Below are 573 nucleotides of genomic sequence, written 5' to 3'. Positions count from 1 at the left end.
AGTAAGTTTGCTGTCATTACAGCAATTTAGCTTGGATGCCGCGTATTCATCTTTTAATCGTATTACCTCGCTGTCTTTGTTTGATCGGATCAGATAAGGTACACGTACTGAAGGTGCATTGGATCTAAAAACATAATCAGGAAGACAGTGAATGAGTGCGATTTACGATATTGAAGTCACCACAATCAAAGGTGAAACCAAGTCTCTATCAGACTACAAGGGCAAGACATTACTCGTAGTAAATACAGCCAGTAAGTGTGGTTTTACACCGCAGTTCAAAGGTTTGGAATCGTTGTACGAAACCTACAAAGAACAGGGTCTAGAAATCTTGGGCTTTCCTTGCAATCAGTTCTTAAGCCAAGACCCAGGTAGCGACAGTCAAATTAGCGAGTTTTGCGAGCTAAATTATGGTGTCACATTCCCGATGTTCAGTAAGGTCGACGTGAATGGCCCTGACACACACCCTTTATTCTCGTTGTTAAAAACAAATGCTAAAGGGATGCTCGGTTCTGAGAAAATTAAATGGAACTTCACCAAGTTTTTGGTCAATGCTGAGGGAGAGATCTTGAAGCG

At 41.5% G+C, this 573-nt stretch carries 1 protein-coding gene; it reads left to right on the top strand.

Annotation, left to right across the window (positions count from 1 at the left end; translation table 11 throughout):
• Nucleotides 1-151: 151 nt before the first annotated feature.
• On the top strand, nucleotides 152-573 hold a 422-nt coding region (locus A3739_RS07180), incomplete at its 3' end, for a glutathione peroxidase (protein ID WP_068500872.1).

It is taken from the genome of Oleiphilus sp. HI0067 (genome assembly GCF_001635735.1).
Note: the sequence above shows the minus strand (reverse complement) of the source record. Positions and strands in the feature narration are given on the sequence as shown.